General features: G+C 68.4%; 22 protein-coding genes and 1 tRNA gene. 7 read left to right on the top strand and 16 right to left on the bottom strand.

The features are described from left to right. The 6 genes from C5F48_RS08205 to C5F48_RS08180 all read right to left on the bottom strand — a co-directional run. On the bottom strand, positions 1-672 hold a 672-nt coding region (locus C5F48_RS08205; RefSeq protein ID WP_107663421.1), incomplete at its 3' end, for an HK97 family phage prohead protease. Then, the gene (locus tag C5F48_RS08200; RefSeq protein ID WP_107663420.1) at positions 669-1,001 is read right to left on the bottom strand and encodes a gene transfer agent family protein; all 333 of its coding nucleotides are present in this window, start codon (positions 999-1,001) and stop codon (positions 669-671) included. The genes C5F48_RS08200 and C5F48_RS08205, both read right to left, overlap by 4 nt. Before the next feature lie 22 nt (positions 1,002-1,023). Next, positions 1,024-1,686, bottom strand: a complete 663-nt coding sequence (locus C5F48_RS08195; RefSeq protein ID WP_107663419.1) for a tail assembly protein — start codon at positions 1,684-1,686, stop codon at positions 1,024-1,026. Then, positions 1,683-2,891 (bottom strand): phage portal protein, encoded by a 1,209-nt coding sequence (locus C5F48_RS08190; protein WP_245941432.1) that lies wholly within the window; start codon positions 2,889-2,891, stop codon positions 1,683-1,685. Before C5F48_RS08190 ends, C5F48_RS08195 begins: the two co-directional genes overlap by 4 nt. A 93-nt stretch (positions 2,892-2,984) precedes the next feature. Next, complete coding sequence (locus C5F48_RS08185; protein WP_107663418.1) at positions 2,985-4,688, bottom strand: site-specific integrase; 1,704 nt, start codon at positions 4,686-4,688, stop codon at positions 2,985-2,987. A 91-nt stretch (positions 4,689-4,779) separates the two neighbouring features. Continuing rightward, positions 4,780-4,855: transfer RNA gene (locus C5F48_RS08180), tRNA-Ile, on the bottom strand. A gap of 159 nt (positions 4,856-5,014) precedes the next feature. Between C5F48_RS08180 and purM the strand changes: the two genes are divergently transcribed. From purM to rnd, 3 genes are all read left to right on the top strand, one after another. Beyond that, positions 5,015-6,061 carry a phosphoribosylformylglycinamidine cyclo-ligase gene (purM, locus tag C5F48_RS08175; RefSeq protein WP_107663417.1) on the top strand — a complete coding sequence of 349 codons (1,047 nt, stop codon included), beginning with the start codon at positions 5,015-5,017 and terminating at the stop codon, positions 6,059-6,061. Then, a complete protein-coding gene (purN, locus tag C5F48_RS08170) occupies positions 6,058-6,648 on the top strand; it encodes a phosphoribosylglycinamide formyltransferase (protein WP_107663416.1) in 591 nt (196 codons plus the stop codon). The genes purM and purN overlap by 4 nt, the downstream gene beginning before the upstream one ends. Before the next feature lie 114 nt (positions 6,649-6,762). After that, positions 6,763-7,920 (top strand): ribonuclease D, encoded by a 1,158-nt coding sequence (gene rnd, locus C5F48_RS08165; protein ID WP_107663415.1) that lies wholly within the window; start codon positions 6,763-6,765, stop codon positions 7,918-7,920. Here the strand turns inward: rnd and C5F48_RS08160 are convergent. Next, positions 7,917-8,366 carry a hypothetical protein gene (locus C5F48_RS08160; protein WP_107663414.1) on the bottom strand — a complete coding sequence of 150 codons (450 nt, stop codon included), beginning with the start codon at positions 8,364-8,366 and terminating at the stop codon, positions 7,917-7,919. The two genes, rnd and C5F48_RS08160, sit on opposite strands and share 4 nt — an antisense overlap. Positions 8,367-8,506: 140 nt before the next feature. Between C5F48_RS08160 and C5F48_RS08155 the strand changes: the two genes are divergently transcribed. After that, complete coding sequence (locus C5F48_RS08155; RefSeq protein ID WP_107663413.1) at positions 8,507-8,935, top strand: SufE family protein; 429 nt, start codon at positions 8,507-8,509, stop codon at positions 8,933-8,935. On the opposite strand, the gene C5F48_RS08150 is transcribed toward C5F48_RS08155, so the two are convergent. From C5F48_RS08150 to cobS, 5 genes are all read right to left on the bottom strand, one after another. Beyond that, a complete protein-coding gene (locus C5F48_RS08150; protein WP_107663412.1) occupies positions 8,929-9,270 on the bottom strand; it encodes a DUF427 domain-containing protein in 342 nt (113 codons plus the stop codon). The two genes, C5F48_RS08155 and C5F48_RS08150, sit on opposite strands and share 7 nt — an antisense overlap. A gap of 64 nt (positions 9,271-9,334) precedes the next feature. Next, positions 9,335-11,131, bottom strand: coding sequence for an aminopeptidase P family protein (locus C5F48_RS08145; RefSeq protein ID WP_107663411.1), 1,797 nt, complete (start codon positions 11,129-11,131; stop codon positions 9,335-9,337). 107 nt (positions 11,132-11,238) lie between these two features. Then, on the bottom strand, positions 11,239-13,107 hold the full coding sequence (cobT, locus tag C5F48_RS08140) for a cobaltochelatase subunit CobT (RefSeq protein WP_107663410.1): 1,869 nt from the start codon (positions 13,105-13,107) through the stop codon (positions 11,239-11,241). Between the two features lie 61 nt (positions 13,108-13,168). Beyond that, a complete protein-coding gene (locus tag C5F48_RS08135) occupies positions 13,169-13,501 on the bottom strand; it encodes a hypothetical protein (protein WP_107663409.1) in 333 nt (110 codons plus the stop codon). Beyond that, positions 13,498-14,484 (bottom strand): cobaltochelatase subunit CobS, encoded by a 987-nt coding sequence (gene cobS, locus C5F48_RS08130; RefSeq protein ID WP_107663408.1) that lies wholly within the window; start codon positions 14,482-14,484, stop codon positions 13,498-13,500. Before cobS ends, C5F48_RS08135 begins: the two co-directional genes overlap by 4 nt. Positions 14,485-14,687: 203 nt before the next feature. On the opposite strand from cobS, the gene msrB reads away from it, so the two are divergent. Next, the gene (gene msrB, locus C5F48_RS08125) at positions 14,688-15,161 is read left to right on the top strand and encodes a peptide-methionine (R)-S-oxide reductase MsrB (RefSeq protein ID WP_107663407.1); all 474 of its coding nucleotides are present in this window, start codon (positions 14,688-14,690) and stop codon (positions 15,159-15,161) included. A 59-nt stretch (positions 15,162-15,220) separates the two neighbouring features. Here the strand turns inward: msrB and C5F48_RS08120 are convergent, their stop codons facing one another. Continuing rightward, entirely contained in the window at positions 15,221-15,856 is a 636-nt protein-coding gene (locus C5F48_RS08120; protein ID WP_107663406.1) for a J domain-containing protein, read from the bottom strand. 74 nt (positions 15,857-15,930) lie between these two features. Between C5F48_RS08120 and C5F48_RS08115 the strand changes: the two genes are divergently transcribed. Further along, positions 15,931-16,188, top strand: a complete 258-nt coding sequence (locus tag C5F48_RS08115; protein WP_107663405.1) for a BolA family protein — start codon at positions 15,931-15,933, stop codon at positions 16,186-16,188. 184 nt (positions 16,189-16,372) lie between these two features. On the opposite strand, the gene C5F48_RS08110 is transcribed toward C5F48_RS08115, so the two are convergent. The 3 genes from C5F48_RS08110 to C5F48_RS08100 form a co-directional block, all read right to left on the bottom strand. Continuing rightward, positions 16,373-16,798, bottom strand: coding sequence for a GlcG/HbpS family heme-binding protein (locus tag C5F48_RS08110; protein ID WP_107663404.1), 426 nt, complete (start codon positions 16,796-16,798; stop codon positions 16,373-16,375). Further along, entirely contained in the window at positions 16,795-18,960 is a 2,166-nt protein-coding gene (locus C5F48_RS08105) for a malate synthase G (protein WP_107663403.1), read from the bottom strand. The genes C5F48_RS08110 and C5F48_RS08105 overlap by 4 nt, the downstream gene beginning before the upstream one ends. A gap of 195 nt (positions 18,961-19,155) precedes the next feature. Continuing rightward, positions 19,156-20,448 (bottom strand): FAD-binding domain-containing protein, encoded by a 1,293-nt coding sequence (locus C5F48_RS08100; protein ID WP_107663402.1) that lies wholly within the window; start codon positions 20,446-20,448, stop codon positions 19,156-19,158. 90 nt (positions 20,449-20,538) lie between these two features. Between C5F48_RS08100 and pepN the strand changes: the two genes are divergently transcribed. Beyond that, positions 20,539-23,091: an aminopeptidase N gene (gene pepN, locus C5F48_RS08095; protein WP_107663401.1), complete on the top strand. Its 2,553-nt coding sequence runs from the start codon at positions 20,539-20,541 to the stop codon at positions 23,089-23,091. The last annotated feature ends 132 nt before the right edge of the window (positions 23,092-23,223 follow it).

Raw genomic sequence — 23,223 nt, 5'->3', positions numbered from 1 at the left:
CGCCTTGCGGTCGAAATCGCCGCCTTGCAGGAACGAGGTGAAGGCCTTCCGCTCGGGCTGGTCCGGGCCGGTGATGGTCACGCCCTGCGGGCGGGCGGCTTTGGCTTCGATCCGGTCGAGCCGAGCCTTGATCTCGTCGAAGGCCTTCGTGTCGATCTGGGGCGCGTTGGCCGGGGTGTTGGGGTCGTCGTTTTCCAATGGTGCGATATCCTTTGCGGGGTAGGGTGCCTGATCGGCGGTTTTGACGGAGGTGATCTGCGCGCCCGGATGACACGGGACGGCAACAACGGAGATTTCGTGCAGGTCGAGCGCGGTAATCGTGCGGCCACGCGCGCGGGGGCTGGCGGTCTTGGTCACGAAGCCGATGGACAGGCCGGAGACTGCGCCCGCGTGGATCATCGCCCGGACCTCGCGAGCGCGGGCCACGTCGTCCACCAGCAAGCGGCCCTTTACGGTCAGGCCCGCCTCGGTCTCGGAGATCTGATCCCAGACGCCGATAACCTGCGCCTGATCGTGGCCGAACAGCATCGGCAGCGTGGCCGGGCTGGTGATCGCGCCCTTCTCGATCACGTCGCCGACGCGATCCGGGGTCCCGAACGGCCACGCTATGCCGGTGATCGCGCCCGCGTCATCGACAGTCAGAGCGGCCTTGATCTCGATCCGGTCGCTCATGCTGCAACCTCCTGCCCTTGAGGGCTGCCGGACCAGCGGGCGTCGAGGATGTCGAGGGCGAGCGGGAACACCTCCGCCATGGGGCGATTGCGCGCGTAGGTGTCGGTGAGCCGGGCGGCGTCCTGGGGAGCGGTGCCGCCGCCGATCAGGCCAAGCCGGATGATCTCGGGCAGGTCGATCATGCTGAAAGCGCCCGCGACCACGCGCTGATAGATCGCACCGATCCCGGTGTCGGTCAGGCGCTCAAGCTCGGCGATCATTGGATCGGTGAGGGCGAAGACGAAGTTCATCGTGCCAAAATAGGCGTGATGCCGGATCGTGGTGGTCATTGGTCGTCTCTCTCGGTGTTGTTCATCGGCTTGTCGCCCCTTGCTCGCCGCTCTTGCTGAAGAGGTTGAGCGCGGTGTTGATCGGCTGGCCGTCCTCCCCCTTGAGCTGGTCAATGTCCATTTCGGCGGAGATCAGGACGCCGCCGGTGATGACCTCGCCATAGACGATAGGAACAATGCTGCCCTCGCGCCCGGCATTGGTCGGGCCGGTCATCAGGAACGACTCTTCGTCGTTCTCCGCTTCCATTTCGGGGGCGAGCATCGTCGAGATCCCGGCAACCGCCAAGCTCAGGCCCAACGTGCCGACAATGCTGCCGACTGTCGTCGTCCCGAACACCGCCGCCCCCATGATGCCGCCCGTAAAGCCGAACGAGAGACCCATCAGGGCCACGCCCATAACCACCTTCAGCAGCCCGCCCCGCTTCGCGCCGACCAGCGCCGGGACGAAGTGCAGATCGCGGCTGCCGAGATTGAAGCCTTCAACCCCCTCAATATCGAGGTCGAGGCCGGTCTCGACCGTCTTGCCGACCACGACATGCCAGGCGCCGAACTGGAACTCGTCGCGGAAGCCCGGCAGCACCACCGTGAGCGCGCGCACGGCCTCGGGGATGGTCTGCACGTCGAGCTTGATCTGATGGCCGAACTTCTCGCCCAGCGAGCCGTGCAGGTGGATGGTGCGCATCATGCTGCTTCGCTCTCTGCGTCGTTGGCTGCCTCGGGGGTGCCGGTCGAGGTGTAGGGGTTGGCGAGGTCGTCGCCCTCGGGGCGCGGGGGCAGGTTCAGGCCCGCCCGGACCTCGTTCGCGGTCATCACGCCCATGCCGCGATACTGGCCGTAGGCGGTGGCGCGGGCGGCGTGGCTGGTGGTCAGCAGATCATCGGTGACGAACTCGACATAGAACTGCGCCCGCTCCGCCGGTGTCAGCAAGCAACGCGCATAGGCCCATGACCAGCTCGTCAGCCACGGCTTCAGGGTGACGGACAGGAACTGCCGGGCCATTTCCTCGGTGTTGCTCCACGTCCCGCGCGTCAGCTCGAAGAGCATCGTCGGCGGCACCCTGAAGACGCGGGCGATCTCGCGGATTTGTTCGAGGCGGTTCTCGGCGAACTGTGCATCGGCGAGGGTGGTCGAAAGGGCCTGATATTCCATCGCCTCGTCGAGCACTGCCGTGCCGCCAGCGTTACGCCCTGAGTGGGTGCTGAACCAGCTCGCGGCCAGCTTCTTCTTTGACTCCACGTCGAGGATCTTCGGCGACTTGATGATACCGGAGGGTCGTCCGCCGTTGCGGAAGAGGTCGCCGATATGGGCTTCGAACGCGACGGCCAGCGCGATGGCCTCGCGGCCAAGGGTGATGGGGGCAACACCCCCGAACGCCCGGACGTGCAGGATGTCGGTGAAGGGGCGCAGCTCGCTGCCGGAGCTGGTCGAGACGCGATAGAACGGGGTGCCGTCCGTATCCTCTTGCAGCGCCACGGTGCCGGGCTTCAGCCGGTGCAATTCCAACGGCCTGCCGTCCAGACCGCGCACGACAAGGGCGAAGCCGCCAGCGTCGTGCAGCAGAGCGTCGGCGGTGAGCTGTGTGCGCAGCTCCTCGGCGCTGGTCCACTCGTTCGCCTCGCCGTGCATGAGCCGGAAGGCGGGATGATCGCGCACCGTCGCCTTGTCGGCGCGGTTGAACAGCTTCAGGGGCAGGGTGCCGACCGTCTCTGAGATCAGCCCGACGGCGCAAGCGACAGCAGGAACGCGCATGGCGCTGCCGGGGCCGATGTGCATCCCGGTGGCGGTGGGCTGCCCGGCGAACAGCGCCAGCGCCTCGGGGCTATTCAGGCCGAACGCCTTCTCCTCGGTCTTGAAGCCGAAGGCGGTCTTGATCTTCTGGCCGATGGTCACGCGCGTTTCCTGTCAAGAATTATCTTGACAGTAGAATCTCACATCGCGAATCAGCCGACAAGAAAAATGTTATGTTATAACTCATCTGGTCCGCTAGAGGGTCAGCGGGTAGTCCGGTAGGGCGTCGATGACCCTCGCCTTCGCGACCAGCGTCACGTCGCCGTAGTTCTCGCCTGCGGTTCGGCCTGAGTGTCCCTGCATGGCGTCGATGACCCTCATGGTCAGGCCAAGCTCAAGAGCCTGCGTCTTGAGCCGGTGCCGCCATCCGTAGTTTGGGCGCACGCCCGGCGGAACCAGCTTCAGGCTGCGCAGCCACTTTCCCAGCTCGTCGGAAACGCTCTGTGCTGCTCTGGCGTAGTGCTTGGGGTCAGTCGCGCCGTGGAACAGCGGCCCCGGCGTCGCGGCCTGCACGAACTTCCCGAACCCCAGCGCGATTATCTGCCGGTGCAGGGGCACGTCGCGATAGCCGCCGGACTTCACACTTCCCGCGTCCGGGGTGATCCGCGCGATCCAGCGGTCGCCCTCTTGCCGTATATCCTCCTTCCGGAGCTGCGTGATCTCGGAGATCCGCGCGCCCGTGAAGGCAGCCAACAGGGGAGCCCAGTGCTTCGCGGCTGTCATGTGGGAGGTCTCGCGCACAAAGCCGAACTGGTTCGGCTTTGGCACATGGGCGCGGGACGCGCGCAGCAGGGCGACGGCCTCCTCGTCCGTGAAGCCTTTCTCCCTGCCATCGGTCTTCCGGGGTTTCGGCTGCCTGACCTTCTCCGCCACGTTGTCCGGCAGCCGCTCGTTCTCATAAGCCCAAGCGAACACGGATCGCACGGTGGACAAGTAGATGTCGCTCACGGTCTTGGCGGCGAGGTTGTCGATGGTCATTAGCTGCTCGCGCCACGCGATCAGGTCTCGCTTTGTGACCTTCCGGGCGTCGTCGTGCTTCAGGTAGGCCCGGAGGTGGCGCATGACCGGCTCCTGACGCCGCCCTTTGTCCCGGAGGAAGCCAGCCTGAATCCGACTGTCGCGATAGTCCTCCCAGAGCTTCGACAGCCGGACGGGCTCTAGCTCTTCCGTCTTCGCGGGCGGCTTCACCACGGGGTCAGAGGGTTGACCGCCGAAGTCGCCCTCGTCGCGTTCGAGGGTGCGCTTCAGTGCCTCAATCTCGGCCCGCATCATCTGGTTCGCCAGCACTGATCGTTCTGCGCTGCCCTCCTCCGCCGTCAGGCCGTGGCGGTCGAGGTAGTCGTCAATCTCGTGCTGCACCTGATGCGTCTCGCCCGCTGCAAACTCCCGCCGGAGCGCTGCCAGACGGGCTTCCCGGATCGCTCGGTCGATAGAGCGGGCGTCTCGCACAAGCAGGAAGTCGAGCGAGGCCGCAAGCTGGGAAAGAGCGTCATCGCCGATCAGGCCCGCCTTTGCGTCCTGCATCAGCTTGTCGCGTTCGCTCTTGATGTCGGCCTTGCCCGGATAGCTGGCACGTGCGGCTTCGTCGGCTTCCAACGCAGCCGAGTAGCGCTGCCATATGGCGCGACCGAAGTCGGCGGTCGTGATCGGCGCGCGTGTGGAAGGGGCCTTGATCGGTTCTTTTCCCGAACCTGCTCGGCTCTGGGCAAGGTCGATTTCGTGCTGAAGCCGTGCAACCGCTGCCGGGTGAAGGCGCAGTGCAACGCGCCGATCTGCGCCAAGCGCCTCGATTAACTCGCTGCGCGGGCGGTCGAGATAGGGCTGAAGGTGCTTGGGGACAGCGATCCTCGCGAAGAAGCGCCCGCCCTTTTCCTTCCAGTATCGCAACTTTCCGGCCATCGCTTACCCCGTTTCTGGCACCAGCTCTGGCACGAAAAACGGCACAACTAGCCGAAAATCAAGGTTTTTCTTTGGTATCAACAGGTTGCTTTGGTAGGCCCGGAGGGACTCGAACCCCCAACCAAGGCGTTATGAGCGCCCTGCTCTGACCATTGAGCTACAGGCCCGGCCGGGGTCTGGACTAAAGCCAACGGGGGAAGGGGTCAAGCCTTCGCTGCCGGGCGGGGTCCGTCCCAAGAGCGCGGCGAAGGGGGCTGGCTTCGCGTTGCGCGGGGGGCGGGGATCGTCTATGCGGAGGCAGTCTGATTGCTTGCAGGGGCCGCGCCATGACCACGACTCACAACGGGATGACCTATGCCGATGCGGGGGTGGATATCGACGCCGGCAACGCGCTGGTCGAGCGGATCAAGCCTGCCGCCAAGCGCACCCAGCGCCCCGGCACCATGTCGGGTCTCGGCGGCTTCGGCGCGCTCTTCGACCTGAAGGCGGCGGGCTATGCCGATCCGGTGCTGGTGGCCGCGACCGACGGCGTCGGCACCAAGCTGCGCATCGCCATCGACACCGGCGAGGTGGACAGCATCGGCATCGACCTCGTGGCGATGTGCGTCAACGATCTGGTCTGTCAGGGCGCGGAACCCCTGTTTTTCCTCGACTATTTCGCCACCGGCAAGCTTGAGGTCGATCAGGCCGCCCGCATCATCGAGGGCATCGCCGCGGGCTGCGAGGCCTCGGGCTGCGCGCTGATCGGCGGCGAGACGGCGGAAATGCCGGGGATGTATCACAAGGGCGATTTCGATTTGGCCGGTTTCGCCGTGGGCGCGATGGAGCGCGGGCAGGATCTGCCGCAGGGCGTGCAGATCGGCGACGTGCTCTTGGGCCTCGCCTCGGACGGGGTCCATTCCAACGGCTACTCCTTCGTGCGCAAGGTGGTCGAGGTTTCGGGGCTGGATTGGGAGTCCGACGCGCCCTTCGCCGAGGGCAAGCTCGGCAAGGCGCTGCTGACGCCGACGCGGCTCTATGTGAAGCAGGCGCTGGCCGCGGTGCGCGCGGGCGGGGTGCATGCCTTGGCGCATATCACCGGCGGCGGTCTGACCGAGAACCTGCCGCGCGTCCTGCCCGAGGGCCACGGCGCGCTGATCGACCTCGGCGCCTGGCAGCTGCCCCCGGTGTTCCGCTGGATGGCCGAAACCGCCAACATGGCCGAGCCGGAGCTCTTGAAGACCTTCAACTGCGGCATCGGCATGATCGCCGTGGTCGCCGCCGACCAGGCCGAGGCGCTGACCGCGCTGCTGCAGGAGCAGGGCGAGACGGTCGTGCCGCTTGGCAAGGTCACCGCCGGGCAGGGGGTCAGCTACACCGGCGCGCTGCTGTGAAACGCGTTGCCATCCTGATTTCCGGGGGTGGCTCCAACATGCTCGCCCTTGTCGCCAGCATGACCGGCGACCATCCGGCGCGGCCCGTGCTGGTCGCTTCCAACGATCCCGGGGCCATGGGCCTGAAGCGCGCGGCAGAGCTCGGCATCGCCACGGCGGCGGTGGAGCATCGCCCGTTCAAGGGCGACCGCGCGGCCTTCGAGGCGGCGCTGCTGCAGCCGATCCTCGCGGCCGAGCCCGACATCCTCTGCCTCGCCGGCTTCATGCGGGTGCTGACGCCCGCTTTCGTGGCGCGCTTCGAGGGGCGGATGCTGAACATCCATCCCTCGCTGCTGCCGAAATACACCGGGCTGCACACCCATCAGCGCGCGCTCGATGCGGGCGATACCGAGGCGGGCTGCTCGGTGCATGAGGTGACGGCGGCGCTGGACGAAGGCCCGCTGCTCGGCCAGGCGCGGGTGCCGGTGCTGCCGGGCGACACGGCCGACAGCCTCGGCGCGCGGGTGCTGGCGCAGGAGCATCGACTCTATCCGGCGGTGCTGCGGCGCTTCGCGGCGGGCGACCGCAGCCCGATCTTCCTGTCCTGAAGGCCGATCCGCCACGGTTTCCACGCCAAGCGCCGCGAGACCTTTATTTTTCCGGTCACGCCGCCTATAGCGGTCTGGCGGGATGCCCCCGTTAACCCCAGACGCGGGACATTGATGCAGACCATTACCACGACCGAGGCTCTGGCCGCCTTTTGTGAAGCCGCCAAGAAAGCCCCTTACGTCACCATCGACACGGAGTTCCTGCGGGAGCGCACCTACTGGTCGAAGCTCTGCCTGATCCAGATGGCGCTGCCCGGCAAGACCGGCGAGGCCGTGCTGATCGACCCGGTGGAGGGCGAGGACATGTCGCTGGAGCCGCTCTACGACCTGTTCCGCCACGAGGCGACGGTCAAGGTGTTCCACGCCGCCCGCCAGGATCTCGAGATCTTCTTCGTCGAGGGCGGGGTCTTCCCGACGCCGCTGTTCGACACGCAGGTGGCCGCCATGGTCTGCGGCTTCGGCGAGCAGGTCGGCTATGAGACGCTGGTGAAGAAGATCGCCAAGGAGCCGCTCGACAAGACCTCGCGCTTCACCGACTGGTCGCGCCGCCCGCTGTCCGAGGCGCAGAAGGCCTATGCGCTGGCCGATGTGACGCATCTGCGCGTGATCTACGAATGGCTTGCGGCGCAGATCGCCAAGACCGGCCGGCAGAAATGGGTGGAGGAGGAGCTGGCCATCCTCACCGACCCGGCCACCTATACCGTGCATCCCGAAGAGGCCTGGCTCCGGATCAAGACCCGCACCACCTCGGGCCGATTCCTCGCCGTGGTCAAGGAACTGGCCCGTTTCCGCGAGGTCTATGCCCAGAGCCACAACGTGCCGCGCAGCCGGGTGCTGAAGGATGACGCTCTGCTGGAGATCGCCTCCACCCGCCCGAGCAACAGCGAGGAGCTGGGCCGCTCGCGCCTGTTGATGCGCGAGGGGCGGCGCGGCGACATCGCCGACGGCATCCTCGCCGCGGTGAAGGCCGGGGTGGAGACGCGGCCCGAGGATCTGCCGAAGCCCGACCTCAGCCGCGAGCAGCTGCAGGTGAACCCGGCGCTGGCCGACCTGCTGCGGGTGCTGCTGAAGGCGAAGTCGGAAAGCCTCGGCGTGGCGGCCAAGCTCATCGCCTCGTCGGGCGATCTCGACGCCATCGCCGCGGGCGAGCGCGACCTGCCGACCATGCGCGGCTGGCGGCTGGAGGCCTTCGGCAATGACGCGATCCGGCTCTGCCGGGGCGAGATCGCGCTGTCGGCCAAGGGCAGCGAAGTCCGGGTGGTGACGCTCTAGCGGCCGCTGGTCAGGGCGTTGCCGGCGGATTGCACCGTGATCTGCCGGATGCCCTCCAACTGGTAGCTGCTGATGAAGGTCGCCACCGAGATCTCGCGCGAGCGCTGGGTCGAGACGGCGTTCGGAACCGGCGGCGGGCTGACGCGGAACTCGTAGACCTGCACCCCGTCGACCAGCGGCCGGGCCACCAGATCGGCCTGCCAGAAGCCTTGCGTCGGCGGCAGGCCCACGGCGCGCACGATGGCCCCGCCCTGCATCCGCTTCACGTCGAGCGAGATCACCTGCGCCACCAGCGGCCTTGTGTCGACCCGGGTGACCGGCCCCTCGACCGAGGCCACCGGCGCGGTTTCGCGCGCCCCGCCGAACCAGTTCATCGGGTTCAGTCGCGATCCACAGGCGCCAAGCGCCAGCACCAGCGCAAGTCCGGCCAGCAGCGGTGTTTTCATCCCCAGATCCCTCTTCTTCCGCCGGTCGCGCGGCTTTTCCCTTGGGTAGCCGATGCGGCACCGTTTGAAAAGCCGCAGCGCGCAGGGCTGGACCTTCCGCCGCCGGGGTCTTACGTCTGGACCCGACAGAGGAGACGCCGATGGCCACGCCCGCATTCGAAGAGATCGCCGAAACCTTCGACTTCCTCGATGACTGGGAGGACCGCTACCGCCATGTCATCGATCTGGGCAAGGCCTTCCCGCCCTTGCCCGATGCGCTTAAAGTGCCCGCCACCAAGGTCGAGGGCTGCGCCAGTCAGGTCTGGATCGTGCCGAAGATCGAGGGCGAGGGCGCCACGGCGCGGTTCGACTTCGCCGGCGAGAGCGACGCGATGATCGTGCGCGGCCTGATCGCCGTGCTGCACGCGCTCTATTCCGGGCTGACGGTGGCCGAAGTGGGCCGGGTCGATGCCGTGGCCGAACTCGGCCGGCTCGGTCTCAACGAACACCTCTCCTCGCAGCGCTCCAACGGGGTGCGCGCCATGGTGGAGCGCATCCGCCGCGTCTCGGCCGAGGCCGCCGCTCAGTAGCGCGCGACCTTGCTGTAGTCGGGCGAGAAGGCCAGATGGCCGGCGATCGCCTCCATCCCCGGCTTGGGCGATTCGTAGGACCAGGCCGCATCCTTCACCGTGCCGCTGGCGCCGACGATGGAGTAATAGGTGGCCTCGCCCTTGTAGGGGCAGGTGGTGACGGTCTCGCTCTTGTCGAACATCACCATCGCCACATCCTCACGCGGGAAATAGATCACCGGCTCGCGGTCGCCCTCGGTCAGCTCGATCCCGTCCAGCGTCTCGCCCAGCACGCCGGCCTCGGCGCGGATCACCCATTTGCCGACCGCCTTGCGCAGGTGGATATGGTCGCTCATTGGTTTGCCCCCAGAATTGCTGCGTTGCGGCAAGATTAGCCGCAACGCGCCCGAGGGCAAGACGTCAAAGCGGCGCAGTCGCCGCTTCGAGCCAGTCGCGCACCGCGCCCGAGACCCGCGGCCCGATCTTCTCGCGCACCTCAACGTGATAGGCATCGACCCAGGCCCGCTCGCCCGGCGCCAGCCGCTCGGTCAGGATCAGCCGCCGGTCGAAGGGCACGAAGGTCACCGTCTCGAAGCAGAGCTGCGCGCGGTTGTCGCCGAGGGCAGGGGCCTCCTCGACCACGATCAGGTTCTCCAGCCGGATGCCGAAGGCGCCCTCGCGGTAATAGCCCGGCTCGTTCGACAGGATCATCCCCGGCTCCAGCGGCACCTCCGAGATCCGCGACAGACGCTGCGGCCCCTCGTGCACCGACAGGAAGGCGCCGACGCCATGGCCGGTGCCATGGTCGTAATCCAGCCCCATCAGCCACAGGTTGTAGCGGGCCAGCCCGTCGAGATCGCGTCCCGCCAGCCCCTTCGGCCAGCGCACCCGGCTGATGGCGATCAGCCCCTGCAGCACCGCCGTATAGCACTCCCGCGCCTCGCCGCCCGGATCGCCGACGGCGACGGTGCGGGTGATGTCGGTGGTGCCGTCGAGATATTGCGCGCCGGAATCGACCAGCAACAGTTCGTCCTGACCAACGGCCCGGTTCGAGCCCTCGGTCACGCGGTAATGCATGATCGCCCCGTTCGGCCCGGCGCCGCAGATCGTGTCGAAGCTGATGTCATGCAGCGAGTTGGTGGCCCGGCGGTAGCCCTCCAGCGCCTTGACGACGTCGATCTCGGTCAGCCCGCCCTCGGGCGCCCGCCCGTCGAGCCAGGCGAGAAACTCTACCACCGCCGCCCCGTCGCGCAGATGCGCCTCGCGGGTGCCGGCGATTTCGGCCGGGGTCTTGCAGGCCTTGGGCAGGCGGCAGGGGTCGTCGCCCGCCGCCACCGCGATGCCCGCGTCCTGCAGCTCCAGCGTCACCGCCAGCGGCGCGGTCATCCGGTCCACCCGCACCGGGCCCTGCAGCGTGCCCAGCGCCGGCACGAAAGCCTCCGGCGGGCGCAGGGTGACATGCTCGCCCAGCTCCGCCCGCAGCTCGTCGTCGAACTTCGCCGGATCGGCGAACAGCGTCACCCGCCCGTCGTCATGCAGCACCGCAAAGCCATGCAGCACCGGGTTGCGCGGCACATCCGCCCCGCGCAGGTTCAAAAGCCAGCAGAGCGAATCCGGCAGGGTGATCACCGCCGCCCGCTGCCCCTCGGCCCGCAGGCCCTCCGCCAGCTCCGCGCGCTTCTCGGCGCTCGACCGCCCGGCCAGCGCCTCGGGATGGGCGAAGGCCCGGCCCTGCGGCGGGGCGGGCTGGTCGGGCCAGATCCGGTCGACGTAATTCTCCACCGGGCGCAGGCTGACGCCGCTGCCCTTCAGCGCCGTCTCCAGCCGCTCGATCTCGTCGGCGGTGTGCAGCCAAGGATCGAAGCCCACGACCCCCTCCGTCAGATGCTCCCGCAGCCATTCGCCTGCCTTCACCTCGGGCCAGGGCACCGGGGTGAAATGCCCGAGATCCACCTGATGCTTCACCTGCACCCGGTAGCGCCCGTCAATGAAGACGCCCGCGATCTCCGGCAGCACGATGGCGAACCCCGCCGATCCGGTGAACCCGGTCAGCCACTGCAGCCGCCCGTCGCGCTCGGCCACATACTCGCCCTGATGCGCATCGGCCCTCGGCACGAGAAACCCGGCAAGCCCGTCAGCCGCCAGAAGCGCCCGAAGATGCGCCAGCCGCGCCGGCCCCTGCGCCGGGGAAGAGGTTGCATCGAAGGATTGGAACATGTTGGCCCCGTTGAGATATGCGGTTGTGAGCGCACGAAGGCGCCGCTCTTGTCAGATGTGTCTATGTGCCCTGCGGGGGCCGGTCGTCGGGACTGCGGAAAGCCGCCTCACGCCACCCGCCGCCCCTTGCCCGAGCGCTTCTTGGGGTCGGCGTCGAACAGGCTCGCCAGCTGTTCGGTCATCGCGCCCGCCAGTTGCTCCACATCGGTGATCGTTACCGCGCGCTGGTAGTAGCGGGTCACGTCATGGCCGATGCCGATGGCGATCAGCTCCACCGCCTTGCGCCGCTCGACCATGGCGATCACGTCGCGCAGGTGCTTCTCCAGATAATTGGCCGGGTTCACCGAGAGGGTGGAATCGTCCACCGGCGCGCCGTCCGAGATCACCATCAGGATCTTGCGCGCCTCGGGTCGGGCCAGCATCCGCCGATGCGCCCATTCCAGCGCCTCGCCGTCGATGTTCTCCTTCAGGAGCCCTTCCTTCATCATCAGCCCGAGGTTCTCCCGCGCCCGCCGCCAAGGCGAGTCGGCCCCCTTGTAGATGATGTGGCGCAGGTCGTTCAGCCGCCCGGGCTGCTGCACCCGACCCGCCGCCAACCATTTCTCGCGGCTCTGCCCGCCCTTCCAGGCCCGCGTGGTGAAGCCGAGGATCTCGACCTTCACCTGGCAGCGCTCCAGCGTCCGGGCCAGCACGTCGGCGCAGATCGCGGCGATCGAGATCGGCCGCCCGCGCATCGAGCCGGAATTGTCCAGAAGCAGCGTCACGCAGGTGTCGCGGAACTCGGTGTCCTTCTCGACCTTGAAGCTGAGCGGCGTCGTGGGGTTGGCCACCACCCGCGCCAGACGGCCCGCGTCCAGCGTGCCCTCCTCCAGATCGAACTCCCAGGAGCGGTTCTGCTGCGCCTGCAAGCGCCGCTGCAGCTTGTTGGCCAGCCGCGACACCGCCCCCTTCAAGGGTTCGAGCTGCTGGTCGAGATAGGCGCGCAGCCGTTCCAGCTCCGCCGCCTCCGCCAGATCCTCGGCCTTGATCTCCTCGTCGAACTCGGTGGTGAAGACGGTGTAGAGCGGATCGGCGTCGGAATGCGGGGCAGGGGGCGGCGGCTCCAGCGGCGCCTCGCCCTCGGGCAGCTCCGCCTCGTCGCCCTGTTCCATGTCGGCGGCATCGTCCATCGACACCTGGGCCTGGCTCGCATCCTGCTGCTCGTCCTGGCTCTGCTCCGGCTGGGCGTCGGCCTCGTCGCTCTCGTCCTGATCGTCGCCGGTCGACTCCGGCTGATCCTCGTCCTGCTCGGCCTCCTCGCCGCTCTCGTCCGAGGGTTCATCCACGTCCGGGTCATCGCCCAGCTGGTCGCCATAGCCGAGGTCCGAGATCACCTTGCGCGTCAGCCGGGCGAAAGCCGCCTGATCGGCCAGCACCTCGTCCAGCGATCCCAGGCTGCCGCCCGCCTGTTCGGCGATATGCTCGCTCCACAGGTCGAGTACGGTCTGCGCCCCCTTGGGCAGCGGCCGCCCGGTCGCCATGTGCCGGACGTAGTATCCCGCCGCCACCGCGAGCGGCGCATCGGCGGGCTGGGTGATCTGGGCATAGCCCTTGCGCTCGGCCTCATGGCCGATCTTGGCGTCGATGTTCCCCGCCGTGCCCGGCATCACCCGCGCGCCGACCGCCTCGCAGCGCGCTGTCTCCATCGCGTCATAGATCTCGCGCGCCAACTGCCCCGTCGGGGCATAGCGGGCCGAGGTCTTCTCGTCGTGGTATTTCCGCTTCAGCGCGAAGGCATCCGCCGTGCCGCGCGCCAGCAGCACCTCGTCCCGCGTCATCCGGCGCGAGACCTGCGGCAGCCGCATCCCGTCCTTGTTCATGCCCGGCGGATCGACCGAATAGGAGACGGTCATTTCCGGGTCGTCGGCCATGGTCTTGGTGGCCTCGGCGAGGGCCTTCTTGAACGGATCGGCGGGGTTGTCGCTTGGCTTGCTCATGGTAGAGATAAATCACCCGTCTGTGCTCTCGGCAAGGGGCCGCCCCGAGGAAAGCGGAAGCTCAGCGAAACGCCTTCCAGCGCGAGGTCCGGCCGACCGCCTGCGCGATCCGGTAGCGTTCGGTCACGCGCGCCACCTCCGCCGGATCCTCCGCGCTCAGCCGCGTCAGAGCCCGGCCGCGCAGCGCCAGCGACAGCCGCACCGACAGGAAGGCCGCCAGCCCGACGATCGCCGCCCCGGCCAGCGAACCCGAAAGCCCGCCGCCCTCGCGCGATCCGGCATAGGCGCCGAGCAGGACCCCCGCCGCGATCTCGATCCGCCCACGGCTGCGACGGCGCTCCATCGCCTCCAGCGCGCGCGTGACGCGCTCCGCCAGAGGGGCGGGGCCGCTCACTTCATCGCCATCGAAGCGGCGCTCTCCGGCAGTTCCTCGTTGAAGCAGCGCTGGTAGAACTCGGCCACGGTCTGCCGTTCCAGCTCGTCGCATTTGTTGAGGAAGGTCAGCCGGAAGGCATAGCCCACATTGCGGAAGATCTCGGCGTTCTGCGCCCAGGTGATCACCGTGCGTGGGCTCATCACCGTCGAGAGATCGCCGTTCATGAAGGCGGTGCGCGACAGATCCGCCACAGTCACCATCTGGCTGATCTGCCGGCGGCCCTTCTCGGTGTTGTAATGCGGGTTCTTGGCCAGCACGATCGCCACCTCGGCGTCATGGCTCAGATAGTTCAGCGTCGAGACCAGCGACCAGCGGTCCATCTGGCCCTGGTTGATCTGCTGGGTGCCGTGATAGAGCCCGGTCGTGTCGCCCAGACCCACGGTGTTCGCGGTGGCGAACAGCCGGAAGCTCGGGTGGGGGGTGATGACCTCGTTCTGGTCCAGAAGCGTCAGCTTGCCGTCGGTCTCCAGCACCCGCTGGATCACGAACATCACGTCGGCGCGGCCCGCATCATATTCGTCGAAGACGATGGCGCAGGGGTTGCGCAGCGCCCAGGGCAGGATGCCTTCCTGGAAGGCGGTGACCTGCTTGCCGTCGACCAGCTTGATCGCGTCCTTGCCGATCAGGTCGATCCGGCTGATGTGGCTGTCGAGGTTGACCCGCACGCAGGGCCAGTTCAGCCGGCTGGCGACCTGTTCGATATGCGAGGATTTTCCGGTGCCGTGATAGCCCTGGATCATCACGCGGCGGTTGTAGGCAAAGCCCGCGAGGATGGCGAGCGTGGTGTCGGGATCGAACTTGTAGGTGCTGTCCTCGTCCGGCACCCGGTCGGTGCGCTCGGCGAAACCCTTGACCTTCATGTCGGTGTCGATGCCGAAGACATCGCGGACAGAGATTTCTTCGGTGGGTCTCACAGTCATATCCAGCATTCCGTCCGCCATGTTTCGGGTGCGCGGCGCGGGCCGCCCGGAGGGGCCATCGACGCCAACGGCCTTTGATGGAACATATCCTGCAGGGGTGCAAGGGGCAGGCGGGCCGCGAAGGCGCTTCGCGCGCGATCCCGTTTGCGTGAGACTTTGCAACTTCGCGCCGCGGCGACCGTAGATCTGGCATAATCCCGCATCACCGAACCGGAGGATCCCCCATGCTGCGCAGAACCGTCCTGACCGGAGCCGCCGCGCTCCTCGGCCTCGCCACCCTCGGCCGCCGCGGAGCAGCCGCGACTGGCCGCTTCGAGATCACCCTGACCGAGGAGGAGTGGCGGGCGAGGCTCTCGCCCGCAGCCTATGCCGTGCTGCGCGAGGAGGACACCGAACGTCCCTTCACCAGCCCGCTGAACGACGAGAAACGCGCCGGCGCCTTCCATTGCGCCGGCTGCGATCTGCCGGCCTATGCCTCGCAGGCGAAATACGACAGCGGCACCGGCTGGCCCAGCTTCTGGCAGGCGCTGCCCGACGCGGTGGGCACCAAGGAAGACAACACGCTGTTCACCACCCGCACCGAGGTGCATTGCCGGCGCTGCGGCGGGCACTTCGGCCATATCTTCGACGATGGTCCCGAACCGACCGGCAAGCGTCACTGCCTGAACGGCGTGGCGCTGCGCTTCCAGCCGGCCTGAGCCTCTCCTTGCCGAAATACTCCCGCCGGAGGCTCCCACAGGAGCCCCCGGCGCCGCGGTCAGTCGCGGAAGAACCGGCTGTCCTTGATCTGGTCCCAGGCCCAGACAACCTCCTGCAGCCGCTCCTCGTCATCGCGGTTGCCGCCGTTCATGTCGGGATGCAGATCCTTCACCAGCGACTTGTACTGCTTGCGGATTTCCGGCTTCGTCCAGGTGTCGCGCGCGTCGAGGATCTCCAGCGCCTTGCGCTCGGTCGGCGGCAGCTTGCGGGTCGAGCTGCTGGCCGGGCGGCCGGGGTTCTGCGTCGCCTTCTCGCCGAGGATCTCGATCGGGTCGTTCACCCCCAGCCGCGACCAGACCCGGCCCTCGTCGGGCCGCTTGGTGAAGGCCTGCGTCTCGCGGCCCCAGACCCGGTCCTTGTCGAGGAACTTCTGGAAGTCATCCTCCGAGGTCCCCTGGAAGAAGTTCCATTTCAGATTGTACTCGCGGACATGGTCCTTGCAAAACCACAGGAACTCGTCGAGCTGGTCCGGCGACTTCGGCGCGCGGTAGACCCCGGCCTCGCTGCAGCCCGGATAGTCGCAGCTCCGCGTCGAGGTCTCGAAGGCGCCGGACATGCCCCGCCGCCCGGTCTTGCGGCGTTTCTTGTCCGAGGACACCCGGATGTCGAACTCGAAGGGGGGGCGGTTTGTCATGAGCACTGGCCTTTCCGACTCGGAGGCGAGAGTTTACGGGTTATGGCGCGAGATTGAAGAGGGGAACGGACGAAATGGCGGTAACCGACGAAATTCGTGATCGGCTGCAACAGGCCTTCAGCCCGGAAGTGCTTGAGGTGATTGACGAAAGCGAGAAACACCGCGGCCACGGCGGCTGGCGCGAGGGTGGCGAGACCCACTTTCTCGTGAGAATGCGGGCGGCGGCGCTCGGCCCGATGACCCGCATAGCCCGGCACCGCGCCGTGCATGGTGCGCTCGGCCCGGACCTGGTGGGCCGGATCCACGCGCTGGCGCTGGAGGTGGGCGGCTGACCCCGGCGGCGCCGGAGGGTGGGGGCTCCCCCACCCGCCAGAACCGTCGACCCTGAACAGAAGAAGTCTTCTGCGAAGACTTCCAGACACGATCTTTCTGCGAAAGATCTGTCTCCCATGTTTTCGCAGAAAACATGAATCGCTCCGGATTTTTGCAGAAAATCCGCCGGCGTGAACGGCGCCGTCAGGCCTCCGCCACCAGCCCGACCGCTTCGATGCCGGCCACCGCCGCGGCGGCGTCATTCTCGCTGCTGTCCCCCGTGACCCCCAGCGCGCCGATCACCGCCCCGGTCGCATCGCGGATCAGCGCTCCGCCCTGCACGGCGACGAAGCGCCCGTCGAAAGCCCCGTTCATCGCCTGGACGAAATGCGGCTGCGCCTCGGCCCGCCTGCTCAGCACCGAGCCGCTCATGCCGAGCATCAGGCAGCCATAGGCCTTGCCGCGCGCCAGCTCGAAGCGCCCGGGGCTGCCGCCCTCGGCCCGCTCGAAGACCAGCGGATGCCCGCCGGCATCCAGCACCACCACCGACAGGGGCTGCATCCCGTTGTCGCGCCCATGCGCCATCGCCGCCGCAACCATGCGGCGCGCCGTCTCCACCGTCAGCGTCATGCCCGTCCTCCCGTCACCTGCGGCGTCAGCGACGCCTTCACCTGAAGCCTGCGCGCATGCAGGACCGGCTCGGTATAGCCCGAGGGCTGCAGCCGCCCCTTGAACACCAGATCACATGCCGCCTGGAAGGCGGGCCCGTCATAGGCGGGCGCCATCGGCCGATAGGCCGGGTCCTCCGCGTTCTGCCGGTCCACCACCTCGGCCATCTTGCGCAGCGCCGCCTGCACCTGCTCCTCCGATACCACCCCGTGGTGCAGCCAGTTGGCCAGCGCCTGGCTCGAGATCCGGCAGGTCGCGCGGTCCTCCATCAGCGCCACGTCATGGATGTCCGGCACCTTGGAGCAGCCGACCCCTTGGTCGACCCAGCGCACCACATAGCCGAGGATGCCCTGAGCGTTGTTCTCGATCTCCTCGCGGATCTCCGCCTCGCTCCAGTTCACCCCCTCGGCCAGCGGCAGGGTCAGCAGGTCCTCCAGCCGGCCGCGCGGACCGCCCTCGGCGATCTGCTGCTGCCGCTCCAGCACGTCGACCTTGTGGTAATGCGTGGCATGCAGCGTCGCTGCGGTGGGCGAGGGCACCCAGGCGCAATTCGCTCCCGCCGTCGGATGCGCCACCTTCACCGCCAGCATCTCGGCCATCCGGTCCGGCGCCGCCCACATGCCCTTGCCGATCTGCGCCCGGCCGCGCAGGCCGCAGGCCAGCCCGATGTCGACATTGCGGTCCTCATAGGCCTTGATCCAGGCTGCGGACTTCATGTCGCCCTTCCGGACCATCGGCCCGGCTTCCATCCCGGTGAAGATCTCGTCCCCGGTGCGGTCGAGGAAGCCGGTGTTGATGAAGGCCACCCGGTGCTGCGCCGCCCGGATGCACTCCTTCAGGTTCACGCTGGTGCGGCGCTCCTCGTCCATGATGCCGAGCTTCACCGTATGGGCCGGCAGCCCCAGCACGCTCTCGACCCGGTCGAACAGCGCGTCGGCGAAGGCGACCTCTTCCGGCCCGTGCATCTTCGGCTTCACCACATAGACCGAGCCTGCGACCGAGTTGCGCAGCCCGCCCGTCTTCTTAAGGTCATGCATGGCGCAGAGCACGGTGACGAAGGCGTCGAGCATCCCCTCGAAGATCTCCCCGCCCTCGGCATCCAGCACCGCCGGCGTGGTCATCAGATGGCCGACATTGCGCACCAGCATCAGCGCGCGGCCCTTCAGCACCATCTTGCCGCCGCCGGGCGTGGTGTATTCCGGGTCGGGGGCCAGCTCGCGCAGGATCATCCGGCCGTTCTTGCTGACCGCCTCGCGCAGCTCGCCGGTCATCAGCCCGAGCCAGTTGCCATAGGCCAGCACCTTGTCCTCGCCATCGACCGCCGCGACCGAATCCTCGCAATCCATGATCGCCGACAGCGCCGATTCCAGCCGGATGTCCGCGACATGCGCCGGGTCGGTGCGGCCGATCGGGTGGGCGGCGTCGATCTCGATCACCAGGTGCAGCCGGTTGTTGCGCAGCACGATGGCGCTCGGCGCCTCGGGCTGGCCGGCATAGCCGACGAATTGCGCCGGGTTCATCAGGGCAGGGCGCAGCGCGCCGTCCTCCACGCTGTAGGCCGCGCCGTCGGCATGGCTGCCCTCGGCCAGGGGGGCGACGTCGTCGAGGAAAGCCCGGCCCCAGTCGACCACCTTCGCGCCGCGTTCGGCGTCGAACCCGCCCTTCGGCGGCAGATCGCCCAGCGCGTCGGTGCCGTAGAGCGCATCGTAGAGTGACCCCCAGCGCGCGTTGGCGGCGTTCAGCGCGTAGCGCGCGTTCATCACCGGCACCACCAGCTGCGGCCCCGGCACATCGGCGATCTCCGGGTCCACCCCGGCGGTGGCGATGGCGAAATCCTCGCCCTCGGGCAGCAGGTAGCCGATCCCGCGCAGGAACTCCCGGTATTCCGCCGGATCCGAAGGCTTGCCGCGCCGCTGGATGTGGAAGCTGTCGATCTGCGCCTGAAGCTCGGCGCGGCGCTCCAGCAGCGCCCGGTTCCGCGGCCCGAGGTCGCGGACGGCGGCGGCGAAGCCGCTCCAGAATGCGTCCTCGCCGACCTCCAGCCCCGGCAGGGCCTCGCGGGCGATGAACTCGGCCAGACGGGCGTCGACCTGCAAGCCATGCTTCTCGATCCGGTCGGTCACGGCGCTCTCCTTCGGCTGTATGCGATGGGGTGCAAGCTAGGCAGGATTTGCCGCCGCGGCAAGTCTGGTCAAATGTTTTTACCAATATTCCGCTTCAGCGCCGCCACCCCCGCATTTTCTGTCGAAAAATATCCTCGGGGGTGAGCGCGCAGCGCGAGGGGGCGGAAAGCCCCCTCTCTTCGCCGCCCCGAAGCGCTACAGATCCAGCCGCAGCTGCGCCGCCGGACCCGGCCGCCGCGGCGGGTCCAGTCCCTCCAGCACCTCCTCCGCCATCCGCCAGCGCAGCCGGTCGCGCGCCGCCCGCGCCGCCGAGGCCGGGTCCACCACCGGCTCCGGATAGCGCCGCCCGAGCAGCCGCCCGGCCCCCACCCATTTCCACGGCGCCTGCAGCCGCGCATCGGGCACCGGCGCCAGTTCCGGCAGCCAGCGCCGGGTGAAGCTGCCCGCCGGGTCAAGCTCCTCGGCCAGCGCCAGCGGGTTGGCGATCCGCCCCTCGGCCACCCGCCGCATCTGCGCCCAGTGGATCGCCGGGTCATAATCTGTGGAGAGCCGCGCCAGCACCCGCCCCGCCGCCGCCTCGGGCAGGCCCAGATGCTGCACCGCCACCGCCGCCAGCAGCCCGCGCATCCGCGCCGTCTGCCAGCCGGTCGCCGCCAGATAGCGCATCCCGGCATCGACGAAGGGCAGCCCGGTCTCGCCCGCGGCGAAGGCCGCGAGCAGCGCCGGGTCGCCGTCCTCATCCGGCGCCACCTCCACCGCCCGCCGGGTCAGCGCCGCCTGAAACGCCGCCAGACTGCGGCCCCAGCCGCCGCCCGGCCGTTCCGCCTGTCGCGCCGCCACAGCCGCCAGCACCTCGCGCCGCGACAGCGCCCCCCAGGCCAGATGCGGCGACAGCCGCGAACAGCCGCGCTCGCCGCTCGCCGGCCCGTCGCAATCGCGGTAGCCCTCGCCGCGGCTGCCGAGGAAGCTCTCCAGCAGCAACAGCCCGCGGCCCCGGCCCCCGGCCTGCCGATGCGCGCAGCGGTCCTCCGCCAGCCGCAGCACCCGGGCCGAGGGGATCGGCCCCGGTTCCACTCCGGACACCGCCTGCAGCGCCACGGTCTCGGCCTCGCCTTCGGCCACCACCTCCCAGGCGATGCCCGCCTCGCGCGCCCAGTCGGCCACCCGGCGATCCTCCGCCCGCTCCGCCGCCGAGCGCGGGGCGAGGGCGAGGATTCGCCCGACCTTGTGCAGGCGGCAGAGCTTGGCCAGCACCGTCACCGGATCGCCGATCCGGACGGCCAAGGGTGCCCCCAGCCGGCGCAGATCCTCGCGCAGCTCGGTCAGGGTTTCCGCCACGAAGTCCCATTGCCGCGCCGAGCGTTCGGGAAGCGCCCATTGCGCCGGATCGACGATGAACAGCGGCAGCACCGGGGCTCCTGCCGCCGCCGCCAGCGCCGGGTGATCCGTCACCCGCAGATCGCGTCTGAACCAGATGAGAACATTCATGGAACATGACCTAACCGATCCGGCGAAAAGGTAAAGCCCCCGCTTGCGCCCGCCCCGCCGCAGGATAACCTGCGCGGCAAGGAGCATCCCATGACCGATACCGCCATCCGCCTTGCCGACTACCTCGCCCCGAGCCACCTGATCGAGAGCGTGGCCCTCACCTTCCGTCTCGCGCCGGAGGCGACGCGGGTGCTGTCGACGATCCGCTTCACGCCGAACAAGGCGCGGCCGGGCAGCCACGACCTGCGGCTGGATGGCGAGAACCTCACCCTGATCGCCGCCGCCATCGACGCCGTACCCGTCACCGCCGAACCGGACGCAACCGGGCTGACCCTGCCTTGGGCAGACCTGCCGGAAGGCCCCTTCACCTTCACCGCCGAGGTGGAGATCTCGCCCGCGACAAATACCGCGCTCGAGGGGCTCTACATGTCGAACGGCATGTATTGCACCCAATGCGAGGCCGAGGGCTTCCGCAAGATCACCTTCTACCCCGACCGCCCCGACGTGATGGCGCCCTTCCGCGTCCGCATCGAAAGCGACATGCCGGTGCTTCTCTCCAACGGCAACGAGACCGCCACCGGCCCCGGCTGGGCGGAATGGACCGACCCATGGCCGAAGCCCGCCTATCTCTTCGCCCTCGTGGCGGGCGATCTCATCGCCCATTCCGCCAGCTTCACCACCATGTCGGGCCGCCCGGTCGCGCTGAACATCTGGGTCCGCCCCGGCGACGAGGGCCGCTGCGCCTATGCGATGGACAGCCTGATCCGCTCAATGCGCTGGGACGAACAGACCTATGGCCGGGAATACGATCTCGACGTGTTCAACATCGTCGCGGTCGATGATTTCAACATGGGCGCGATGGAGAACAAGGGGCTGAACATCTTCAACTCCAAATATGTCCTCGCGCTGCCGGAAACCGCGACCGACGACGATTTCGCCCGGATCGAGGCGATCATCGCGCATGAGTATTTCCACAACTGGACCGGCAACCGCATCACCTGCCGCGACTGGTTCCAGCTCTGCCTGAAGGAAGGGCTGACCGTGTTCCGCGATCAGCAGTTCTCCGGCGACATGCGCTCCCATGCCGTGAAGCGGATCGAGGATGTGCTGACGCTGCGCGCCCGCCAGTTCCGCGAGGACGGCGGCCCCTTGGCGCATCCGGTGCGGCCCGAGGAATATGTCGAGATCAACAACTTCTACACCGCCACCGTCTACGAGAAGGGGGCCGAGGTCATCGGCATGCTGAAACGCCTCGTCGGCGACGACGGCTATGCCAGGGCGCTCGATCTCTACTTCCAGCGCCACGACGGCGAGGCGGCGACCATCGAGGACTGGCTGAAGGTCTTCGAGGACGCCACCGGCCGCGACCTCGCGCAGTTCAAGCGCTGGTATTCCGAGGCCGGCACCCCGCGGCTCAAGGCGACCGAGGACTGGGCCGACGGTGTCTGGACCCTGCATCTGGAGCAGGTGACCCCGCCCACCCCCGGCCAGCCGCTGAAACATCCCAAGGTGATCCCGGTGGCCCTGGGCCTCTTGAACGGCAATGGCGACGAGGTGCTGCCGACCACCGTGCTGGAGATGACCGAGGCAAAGCAGAGCTTCCGCTTCGACAAGCTCGCGACGCGCCCCATCCCCTCGATCCTGCGCGGCTTCTCGGCCCCGGTGATCCTCGAGCGCGCGACCTCGCCCGAGGAACGCGCTTTCCTGCTGGCGCATGACACCGACCCGTTCAACAAATGGGAGGCGGGCAGGGCGCTCGCCAAGGATCTGCTGGCCCGCATGGTCACCGACAACGCCAGCCCGGGGCCGGACTGGCTCGATGCGCTGGCCCGGGTGGCGACCGATGACAGCCTCGATCCCGCCTTCCGCGCGCTGGCGCTGCGGCTGCCGGGCGAGGATGATATGGCCCAGACCCTGCATGCCTCGGGCATCACCCCCGACCCGGCCCGCATCCACGCGGCCCGGCGGCAGATGGCCGACGCGCTGGCCCGCCGCCTGCAGCCCGAGCTTGCCGGGCTGATCGACAGCCTCGCCGAGCCCGGCCCCTTCACCCCCGAGGCCCGCGCCGCCGGTCGTCGCGCCCTGCGGCTCGCCGCCCTCGCGCTGGTCACCCGCACCGACGGCGGCCTGCGCGCCGCCGAGGCCTTCCGCAGCGCCAACAACATGACCGAGGAGGTCGGGGCGCTGGCCTGCCTGCTCGACATCGGCCGCGGCCAGTCGGAACTCGACACGTTCGAGAGCCGCTGGGGCAAGGATCGGCTGGTGATGGACAAGTGGTTCTCGTTGCAGATCCTCTACGCCGCGCCCGAGGCCACGGCCGAGACCACGCGCCGGCTCACCGACCACCCGGCCTTCGACTGGAAGAACCCCAACCGCTTCCGCTCGGTGATCGGCGCGCTCTCCGGCAATCACGCGGGCTTCCACCATGCCTCGGGCGACAGCTACCGGCTGCTGGCCGACTGGCTGATCAGGCTCGATCCCCTGAACCCGCAGACCGCGGCGCGGATGTCCACCGCCTTCGAGACCTGGGCGCGCTACGACGCCGACCGGCAGGCGCTGATCCAGGCCGAGCTCGACCGCGTGCTCGCCGCCCCCGGCCTCAGCCGCGATCTGGCCGAGATGGCCGAGCGGATGCGCCGCTGATGCAAGCTTCGATCACGAAGCCGAGAGGAACCAAACCCTTGCACGGACGTTCAAACTGGCGGATGACTGCCGACCGGGCGGGCAAAGCGGCCCCCGGGCTTGCCAGCGTCTCGACCGGGCCTGCATGTCATA

Source organism: Cereibacter changlensis JA139 (assembly GCF_003034985.1).
Classification (GTDB): domain Bacteria; phylum Pseudomonadota; class Alphaproteobacteria; order Rhodobacterales; family Rhodobacteraceae; genus Cereibacter; species Cereibacter changlensis.
This window is presented reverse-complemented; position numbering and strand designations above follow the sequence as displayed.